The organism is Nonomuraea sp. NPDC049784, assembly GCF_040659615.1.
Classification (GTDB): Bacteria; Actinomycetota; Actinomycetes; order Streptosporangiales; family Streptosporangiaceae; genus Nonomuraea.
The window spans coordinates 1-7,666 of sequence record NZ_JBFAMX010000499.1 but is presented as its reverse complement, the minus strand read 5'-3'; the positions used below and the strand labels follow the sequence as shown (position 1 = coordinate 7,666).

The window sequence follows — 7,666 nt, the reverse complement described above, 5'->3', positions numbered from 1 at the left end:
CGAGGCCTGGCGGATCACCGCGTTCTGCCTGACCGCCGCCACGCGCCACCGGCTCGGCCTGCCCGACATCAACCCAGAAGATATCCACCAGGTGCTCGCCTCCTCCCGCCGCTTCTACCGGGCCTTCGACCGGCTGACCACCGTGCTGGATCCAGCCCGCCACGATCGGCGCGCCCGCCTGCCGCCGTGCCCGGCCGAACGCGCCGACCCTGCCCCCGACCCGCGCTCCCCCTACGGGGACGAACCGATGCCGTGCCTGCTGTTCGAGGGGCATGTCGGCCCTCACCGCTACTAGCCCAGATCGAGCCGATACGCGAAGCGGCCATACACCGGCTTCCAACCCTCGGTCGGTAACTGCGCCTGAAGGCCCGGACCTGGGAACCTGTAAACTAGGGCGCACCTGCGGAAGCCGCCTGCCGGATCATCATCTTGGAAGACCGACTGCCGAGGCGACGCGCATCAATAACTCCCGCGATCGCCGGACGGAGACACGGACCGGCGGATTCGCCAACCTGCAGCCTGGTCTCGGACAGCACTGACCAGGCCGAACCACATCTCGAATGCCGATATCAGCGGCTGGGCGGCTCATTCCGCCCGCCCCGCTCGCGAGTTCGGCCTGGAGTACGTCGACCTCTCCAAGCGAGGGGCGCGTTTGTGATCCGGGTTTGTGTCGGTGGCCGCCACCACGGTGGGAGACCACGGCAAGGCACGCACGCCGCTACAGGTACTGGCCCGCCTCGGCGCTGTCTGTCTTCGACACACGCACCGACACCACGTTGGCGAGATTGATGATCACGCCGTGCACGTCGGCCTCACGGTCGTATCTCGCCCGCACCAACACCAGGCTGCGCCGCTCGTCCACAGCACGAGCGATCGCCGCCACCGCCTCCGGCTCCCCGTCGAAGTCCCCGCTCATCACGGGGACGTCTTCACCGCCCACCAGGCGGAATCGAATGATCAGCGCGACATTCTCAGGCACGGCCGGCTCCTTTCGCCAGACTCCGCACGGAATACCTGCCCAGCATCGAACGCTGTAGGCGATTGCCCTGCACATCCGCCTACCGCGCCGCGGGCGCGGCGCCCTCCAGTCAACCTGGGATAAGGAAGTCGTAGCAATCACGCTACCCGCGGTCGAGTTCGATGATCCCGTGCTGGATCAGAGTGAACCGCGCCTTTTCCTACCGATGTCAGTCTGTGGGCCCCAGCCCGGCTATCCGTTGCTCGCGAACGTCCTGCAGAGCCCGCAGGTAGCCGATCTCCAAGGCACGACAGACCAGGTTGTTCATCTCGGGAGAGCCGTCGAGTCGACCCCAGCCGGAGAACTCGTTGGCCACCGCCTCATCGGCCAACCGCTCGTCACCGGCATCACCAGGGCGTGGACCGTCGTAACGGATCCGGCCGATGAACTCGCTCCATTCCTCCAGTTCGGCGCGCGCGTCATCATCGTCGCTCATACTGGCCATCGTGACCTATGGTCACTTCCTGCGCGAGCTCATCCGGCATGCACGGTGATGAAGCACTCTCTTCGGGCTAGCAGTAGCCGAGAAGATCAAACAGTGCCTCGCCCCCTTCTCCGTGCGAATCTCAATCTGGAGCCGTCGATTTCACCCCTGGCTTCCGGATTCGAGTCATGGGCGCCTGTCAACGGCCATGAGGATCCCCAGGTAGGTGGACTTGGGTTCTCTCAGCTGGTGGCCATCAGAAATCCATACTGATGGCCGGGGTGGTCCTGATGGGTGGTCAGGTCAACGGGGTGACGCCCTTGCCCGCCAGAGCCTCGGCGAGCCGGTGGGTGAATGTGCTGGTGATCGCGATCGAGCGGCGTTCGTAGGCGGCATCGATGATCCGGTAGAACGCCTCGGCGGCGTCGGTTCCGGCCGGGAGCAGCCCGGTGTGAACGGAGGCTGGAGTGTCATCATCGTTGCCTGGCCTGTTCAGGCCCTCGAGAAGGGCCGAAAGTGGTCTATCGCCGCGGGCGACGCCAACCCGTATGCCAACGCACGAAATGTCCTCCGTATTGTTATTTTACCTCCTTCCGCGAGGCCAGAAAAGACATAAAGCCTCATCGACAGAATCGGCGGGTTATCGATTGCAGTGATAACCAGGTCGGCGATTGCCTGTTTCCCGTTCTCGTCCAGAAGAGCACCCTTGGGTTCAGGCCGCGTTGCGGTCGTAAAACGCCGACCGGGCATCGTGCCCGGCGACGGTGGATCCACGGTTTCTTCGAGACGGACGCCCGAGAGCCACTGAAGGGAAGCATTGTGAGTCTGACAAGGAAGATCAAGACCAGGACGCGGCTCGTCAAGGGCTGGATCATGCTCTACTTCGGCCGCGCCACCGGAAACCAGCAACTGGAATCGAGAGGTCTGGTCAGCCGACCCGAAAATAATCTGAAGCAGCGCAGTGGGAGGACCAAAGGTATTTTCAAGCGCTGACCACGGCCGCCGCCGACGGCATCGACGGCAAGCGCTCAATTGCCGACCTCCATGGACCGATACATTTCCGTGATCGAGCAATGAGCAAATAGCTGGCAAAAAACTGGAGGGGCCATGAATCGTGTCATTGTGGTGGGCGCCGACGGTTCGGCCGCCGCGACCGCGGCCGTCGAGTGGGCGGCCGACGACGCCGCGCGCGCGACGGCCCGACTCTGCATCGTCCACGCCGTGGACCGCTCGCCGTACGAGATCGCGAAGTTCTCCAACCCAGGCCCGGATGATGCCGTCACCCTCAGCGCGGAGAGCGTTCTGGCCGACGCCGAGAGGGTCGCGCGCAAGCGACAGCCTGGCATCGATATCACCAGCGAGCTGTTTCAGGGCGCTGCAGCGACGGTGTTACGCGGCCAAGCCGGCCACGCCGGCGAGATCGTGATCGGCGGCAGAGGCCTGGGCGGCTTCCCTGGGGCCGTGCTGGGCTCGGTGAGCACCCACGTAGCAGGGCACGCGCACGGCCCGGTGGTCGTCGTCCGCTCCAACCCCGACACCGCCTACGGGGAGATCGTCATCGGGCTCGACGACTATCACGCAGGCGAACCCGCCCTCGCCTACGCTTTCGAGCAGGCGCTGCTTCGCGCGTGCACGCTGCGCGCCGTCTACGCGTGGCAGCCGCCGACGCATGCCCACATCCCCGAAAGCGCCCATGATCTGGGCGAGATCCACGACGCCCAGTGCCGGATCACGGCCGGCATCCTCCTGGGATGGCGGCAGCAATATCCGCAGGTTCAGGTGATCGAGGACGTCCGGCGCGCCCACCCTGTCGACGCCCTCGCCGGCGTTTCCACTCAGGCGGATCTGGTCGTCGTGGGCTCCCAGGGCCGAGGGGCGATCGGCACCGTGATGCTTGGATCCGTCACCCTCGGCGTTCTGTACCAAGCGCGCAGCTCCGTCGCGGTGGTGCGGCCGTAAGGCGTCCTGCTCTCCCTGGCCCGGAGATGTGAAACCCCAGCCGACGGCCATCTGGGGGCTCAGTCGGCAGGATCGCTCTTGAGCAGAGGCTCGGACAGCACCGTCGGCGCGTCGGACTGGACCGCAAGGCCGAAAACGAGCTTGTCGGACGGGGGTGGCCGCCTGCTCTTGCCATCGTTGCCGCGCCTCAGCACGGACTCGGGCGGGAGCGGCGGCAGCGGGACCTTGCCATCGTTGTCGTGCTTCAATGCGGGCTTGGGCGGGAGCGGTGGCAGGTCGGCGGTTTCGTCGTGGCGTTCATCGTCGTGGTGCATGTTCATGTCGCGTCACCTTTTCGCGAGCCGTTTCGGGAGTCGCCCTGGGATGTCGGTTGGTCGTCGCGGGTGCGGTCGGGGGCCTGGGGGTGGTGGTGTTCGTCAGCGCTGCTGCACCATGACGAAGCCGATGGCGGTGACCAGGATCGCCACCACAGCGATAGCGACGATTGTGGTCATAGTGGGCATGTCTGCCTCCAGGAGGAGACGCCCTCGTCTCAGGCCGAGAGCTGGAAGGTGAGAGCAGCGGGTTGAGCTCGGGTCGGCCCTTCGCCGGCGAGGCCGGGGAGATGTCTACTCCCGCGTACAGACGACAGCGGCGCCCCCGGACTTGCGAGGACCGGTGGGACGGTCGCAGCCTTTCAGCCGTTACGCCCGGCTAGCCGTCCGGCGCTGGTCAGGGCCGGCGGTTGCCGGGAGGCCTGCGGCCGCGGTGTTGTCTGGCGTCGTAGCCGGGAGGCCGGAGGCGGCGGCTTTGCCTGGCGTCGGCGCCGGGCGGATCTGCCGGGCTGGGTGGCGGTCGGTCGTCGATGACGTCCTGGAGGCTGCGAGCGGTCGACTGGGGCCAGCGTGACCTGGTGCGGAGCAGCAGTGGCAGCAGGAGCCCGAGGGCGCCGCCGAGCATCAGGATGACACCAGCGATGCGCAGGTCCAGGCCGCCCACCGAGCCGTCCGCCAGGGCGAAGGTGAGGATGGCGCCGACCGCGATGACCGCGATGGCTCCGGCGATGGGCATCACGCCTCCCTTCTGCCGCGGCGGAAGGGAGGCGTGAACTCCCCAGGGGTGCTGGGCGGGGTCATGGGCGGCCGGCCCGGCGGTCCGAACTCCGGCCGGTGATCAGGTGGTAGCCGCCCAGCAGGACTGCCGCGCCGACGATGGCGCAGAGCCAGGTGGACAGGTCGAAGAAGCCCTGGATGCCGGAGACGTGCAGCACCTGGGTGGCCACGAGGCCACCCAGCAGTGCCCCGGCGATGCCGAGCACGAAAGTGATGATCAATCCTTGCGGGTCCTTGCCGGGGACCAGCATTCTGGCCACCGCCCAGGCGACCAGTCCGAGGGTGATCCAAGCGATGATGCCCATGGCCGAACTCCTTTGGCGGTGCATCGATGTCTGCATGGGATCGGCCTTCCGGACCGGTCGAAGCAGGGGGCCGACCGCCGCGTGATCGCCGGCGGTCGAAGTCGTTCACCTTGAGCCGACACCCACGCGTGCCGTACGGAAACAGGCGATCCGGGAAGGATCCATCTCCAGAACCGATCACAGCGCGTGCGGGGCCTGTGCATCAGGCAGGCTCGTCGCCGTGGCTGGTGACTGTCGGGGCATCTTCGCCGGGCGTTGGTCCAGTGGGCGGGGCGACGGGGTCCACCCAGCCGAGCCGCTCGGCGAGTTGTCGGGCGCTGTTGATGACGGTGGCGATATGGGGAGAGGGGTTGGCGTCGTGCCACAACAGTGACCAGGGGTAGTGCATGGCAGGTTCGATCAGGGGCCGCCAGGTGGTGCCCGGCCGGTTGGAGGTGCGGAACGAGGAGGGGACGCAGTGCACGCAGCGGCGCTGGAGTACGAGGTCGGCGGCGGCGCGGGTGCTCTCGACGGTTCCCTCGTAGATGGTGGGCGCGAACCCGGCCGAACGGCACAGCTCGACGACGAACTGGTTGAGCTCGGGCGTCTGGGATTCCTCGCCGAGCAGCAGGAGCTCGTCGGCGAGGGCGGCGACGGGCACGCCGTCCATGCCGGCGAAGCCGTGGTCGTCGGGCACCAGCACGCCGAGCGGATCGAGCCTGATCAGCTTGGACGCTACCTCGGCCTGGGTCTGGGAAGCAGGTCCGATAGCGATGTCCAGGCGGCCGTCGGCCAGTTGCCGGTACTGCTCTGGGGTGCCCGCTTCGACCTGATGAATCGTGATGTCGGGATGGCTGCGCTGGAGTTCGCGCAGGATCTGCGGCATGGTGTCGTAGCCGGCGTCGATGATGCCGACGCGCAGCTTGGGCGCTGACGCGACGGCGTTGCGTGCGGCCTGTCCGGCCCGGCCCACGTGGTCGAGGATCTGGCGCGCCTCAATGAGGAAAGCGGCGCCCGCCGGGGTCAGATCGACGTGGTGGGTGCTGCGGTTCAGCAGTCGCACGCCCAGCTCGCGCTCCAGCCGCTGGATCTGCTGGCTGAGCGCTGACTGCACGATGTGCTCGCGGGCCGCCGCCCGGCCGAAATGCAACTCTTCGGCCAGCGTCACGAAGTAGCGCAGCTGACGCAACTCCATGCCCGCCACCCCTTTCTGCTGGGCGGCGCCGATCCGGGCCGTCTTCCACCACTCTAGGTGCCTCGTGGAGTGTGGCCCCCTGGCAGGAGCGTTGGCGCTACTCGCCGGGCTGAGGTATCCGGCCCCTGCCGAAGAGGGGATCAGTGCTTGGGGGCGTCCTTGACCTTCCCGCCGGACTGCTGTGGATTGTCCATGACCCGATCGGTCTTGCCCGCGTGGTGACGCTGGCTGCGAAAGCGCCGCCTGGCCCAGCGTTTGAGAGCCTGTACCTTGTTGTCGATCTCCCAACGCAGACTCATCGCGTTCTCCTTTCACCGCTCCGCTCGGACATGGGCCCGGAGGCGGACCTCGTTGATCCGTCTTCGTCATCAGCCATGACCTTGTGCCGGCGGACATTCACCACGGTCAGGCGGCTTGAAGTTCCAATGTCCTCGCCGGTCTTCAGCAAGGAAACGAGCAATCACCGGTTGGGTTATCACTGGAATCGATGAGCGAGCGGGCGGCACCAGAGCGCCGCAAGCTCAGTGTGTCTTCCCTCCTGGCGGTACGGGCTGCGCGGGCGGCGTGGTGCCGGATGCCGAGTTGTTTGCGTCTTGCGTTCTCGTGTGCCGGGATGCGGCCAGGCTGGCGATCGTGGTCGCGGCCAGAACAGTGAGGATCACCGTCAGAGATAGCCACACTGGGATCTGCGGGAAGGTGTCGTGGGCGGCTTGGGCGATGAGTTTGACCCCGATGAAGGCCAGGATGAGCGCCAGCCCATGTGAGAGGTAGACCAGCCGGTCGAGCAGGCCGCCGAGCAGGAAGTACAGCTGGCGCAGCCCCATCAGGGCGAAGGCGTTGGCAGTGAAGACCAAGTAGGGCTCCTGGGTCAGGCCGAAGATGGCTGGAATGGAGTCCAGTGCGAACATGACGTCGCACAGCGCAATGGCTACGATGACCATCGCTATCGGGGTCAGCAGTCGCCGCCCTGCCACCCGGATCATCCATGCGGTGCCGTGGTAGTCGGGGGTGGTGGGCAGTATCCGAGCCACCAGGCGCAACACCGGATTGCGGGCGATGGCGGACGAGCTGCACCGCGGCGAAGATCAGGAAGGCCCCGAACAGATATAAGGTGGCGGAGAAGCGGTCGATAGCGGCGGCTCCGGCCAAAATGAACAGCCCACGCAAGACGAGCGCGGCGGCGATGCCGACCAGCAGCACCCGGGCCTCCTGCGTGGCCGGCACGGCGAAGGCCGCCATGACAACCCCGAAGACGAACAGGTTGTCGACAGACAGGCTGTATTCGGTGAGGTAGCCGGCGAAGAACTGCACCGCCGAATCCACACCGGCGACCAGTCCCAATCCGACGCCGAAGGCGACGGCCAGGATGAGATAGACACCCACCCACGCCCCGGCCTGCAGAGGGCTGGGGCGGCGGCCTCGCCCGGCCACAAGATCGATGACGATTACCACAGCTACCGCGACACCGGTGAGCAGCCATGCCGACAGCGACGCCGAAAGGGGCATCGGTCAGTCTCCGGCTGGGGCGCGGGCTTGTTCTGACGGGGCGGCGCGGCGGCGTTGGATGCGGTCGTGGTCGGGCCAGTGCACGTTGTTCGCCCAGCCGAGCCGTTCGAACAGGCGGATCACTTCGGCGGACGGGTCGATCTGGCCGCGGTCGAGGCCGTGGCGGGCGCAGCTGGGTTCGCTGTGGTG

Annotated in this window: 11 protein-coding genes and 2 pseudogenes; 3 read left to right on the top strand and 10 right to left on the bottom strand. The window is 66.8% G+C overall.

Annotated features, from left to right (window positions below; all coding sequences use genetic code 11):
- Positions 1–295 (top strand): hypothetical protein (locus AB0J09_RS49500; RefSeq protein WP_360707919.1); only part of this gene is annotated, 295 nt, incomplete at its 5' end.
- Positions 296–718: 423 nt separating this feature from the next.
- Here the strand turns inward: AB0J09_RS49500 and AB0J09_RS49495 are convergent.
- Both AB0J09_RS49495 and AB0J09_RS49490 read right to left on the bottom strand, forming a co-directional pair.
- The gene (locus AB0J09_RS49495) at positions 719–979 is read right to left on the bottom strand and encodes a hypothetical protein (RefSeq protein ID WP_360707916.1); all 261 of its coding nucleotides are present in this window, start codon (positions 977–979) and stop codon (positions 719–721) included.
- A gap of 208 nt (positions 980–1,187) precedes the next feature.
- The gene (locus AB0J09_RS49490; protein WP_360707913.1) at positions 1,188–1,454 is read right to left on the bottom strand and encodes a hypothetical protein; all 267 of its coding nucleotides are present in this window, start codon (positions 1,452–1,454) and stop codon (positions 1,188–1,190) included.
- 807 nt (positions 1,455–2,261) lie between these two features.
- On the opposite strand from AB0J09_RS49490, the gene AB0J09_RS49485 reads away from it, so the two are divergent.
- Together AB0J09_RS49485 and AB0J09_RS49480 are read left to right on the top strand one after the other, a co-directional pair.
- On the top strand, positions 2,262–2,435 hold the full coding sequence (locus tag AB0J09_RS49485) for a hypothetical protein (RefSeq protein ID WP_360707910.1): 174 nt from the start codon (positions 2,262–2,264) through the stop codon (positions 2,433–2,435).
- Positions 2,436–2,549: 114 nt separating this feature from the next.
- On the top strand, positions 2,550–3,401 hold the full coding sequence (locus tag AB0J09_RS49480) for a universal stress protein (RefSeq protein ID WP_360707907.1): 852 nt from the start codon (positions 2,550–2,552) through the stop codon (positions 3,399–3,401).
- Positions 3,402–3,460: 59 nt separating this feature from the next.
- On the opposite strand, the gene AB0J09_RS49475 is transcribed toward AB0J09_RS49480, so the two are convergent.
- The 8 genes and pseudogenes from AB0J09_RS49475 to AB0J09_RS49440 form a co-directional block, all read right to left on the bottom strand.
- Positions 3,461–3,721 carry a hypothetical protein gene (locus AB0J09_RS49475; protein ID WP_360707904.1) on the bottom strand — a complete coding sequence of 87 codons (261 nt, stop codon included), beginning with the start codon at positions 3,719–3,721 and terminating at the stop codon, positions 3,461–3,463.
- 391 nt (positions 3,722–4,112) lie between these two features.
- Complete coding sequence (locus tag AB0J09_RS49470; protein WP_360707901.1) at positions 4,113–4,451, bottom strand: hypothetical protein; 339 nt, start codon at positions 4,449–4,451, stop codon at positions 4,113–4,115.
- Positions 4,452–4,512: 61 nt separating this feature from the next.
- Positions 4,513–4,797: a GlsB/YeaQ/YmgE family stress response membrane protein gene (locus tag AB0J09_RS49465; RefSeq protein WP_360707898.1), complete on the bottom strand. Its 285-nt coding sequence runs from the start codon at positions 4,795–4,797 to the stop codon at positions 4,513–4,515.
- A gap of 202 nt (positions 4,798–4,999) precedes the next feature.
- Positions 5,000–5,971: a LysR substrate-binding domain-containing protein gene (locus AB0J09_RS49460; RefSeq protein ID WP_360707895.1), complete on the bottom strand. Its 972-nt coding sequence runs from the start codon at positions 5,969–5,971 to the stop codon at positions 5,000–5,002.
- A 140-nt stretch (positions 5,972–6,111) separates the two neighbouring features.
- Complete coding sequence (locus AB0J09_RS49455) at positions 6,112–6,270, bottom strand: hypothetical protein (RefSeq protein ID WP_360707892.1); 159 nt, start codon at positions 6,268–6,270, stop codon at positions 6,112–6,114.
- Positions 6,271–6,492: 222 nt separating this feature from the next.
- Positions 6,493–7,014, bottom strand: a complete 522-nt coding sequence (locus AB0J09_RS49450; RefSeq protein ID WP_360707889.1) for a hypothetical protein — start codon at positions 7,012–7,014, stop codon at positions 6,493–6,495.
- Between the two features lie 70 nt (positions 7,015–7,084).
- Positions 7,085–7,477, bottom strand: a pseudogene (locus AB0J09_RS49445) (TerC family protein); the annotation flags it as partial.
- 3 nt (positions 7,478–7,480) lie between these two features.
- Positions 7,481–7,666 (bottom strand): annotated as a pseudogene (locus tag AB0J09_RS49440) (acyl-CoA desaturase); the annotation flags it as partial.

Bases quoted from the DNA above. Each gene is read 5' to 3' on its own strand.
- AB0J09_RS49490 (WP_360707913.1), bottom strand. From the start codon at position 1,454: ATGAGCGACGATGATGACGCGCGCGCCGAACTGGAGGAATGGAGCGAG.
- AB0J09_RS49480 (WP_360707907.1), top strand. From the start codon at position 2,550: ATGAATCGTGTCATTGTGGTGGGCGCCGACGGTTCGGCCGCCGCGACC.
- AB0J09_RS49475 (WP_360707904.1), bottom strand. From the start codon at position 3,721: ATGAACATGCACCACGACGATGAACGCCACGACGAAACCGCCGACCTG.
- AB0J09_RS49470 (WP_360707901.1), bottom strand. From the start codon at position 4,451: ATGCCCATCGCCGGAGCCATCGCGGTCATCGCGGTCGGCGCCATCCTC.
- AB0J09_RS49465 (WP_360707898.1), bottom strand. From the start codon at position 4,797: ATGGGCATCATCGCTTGGATCACCCTCGGACTGGTCGCCTGGGCGGTG.
- AB0J09_RS49460 (WP_360707895.1), bottom strand. From the start codon at position 5,971: ATGGAGTTGCGTCAGCTGCGCTACTTCGTGACGCTGGCCGAAGAGTTG.
- AB0J09_RS49455 (WP_360707892.1), bottom strand. From the start codon at position 6,270: ATGAGTCTGCGTTGGGAGATCGACAACAAGGTACAGGCTCTCAAACGC.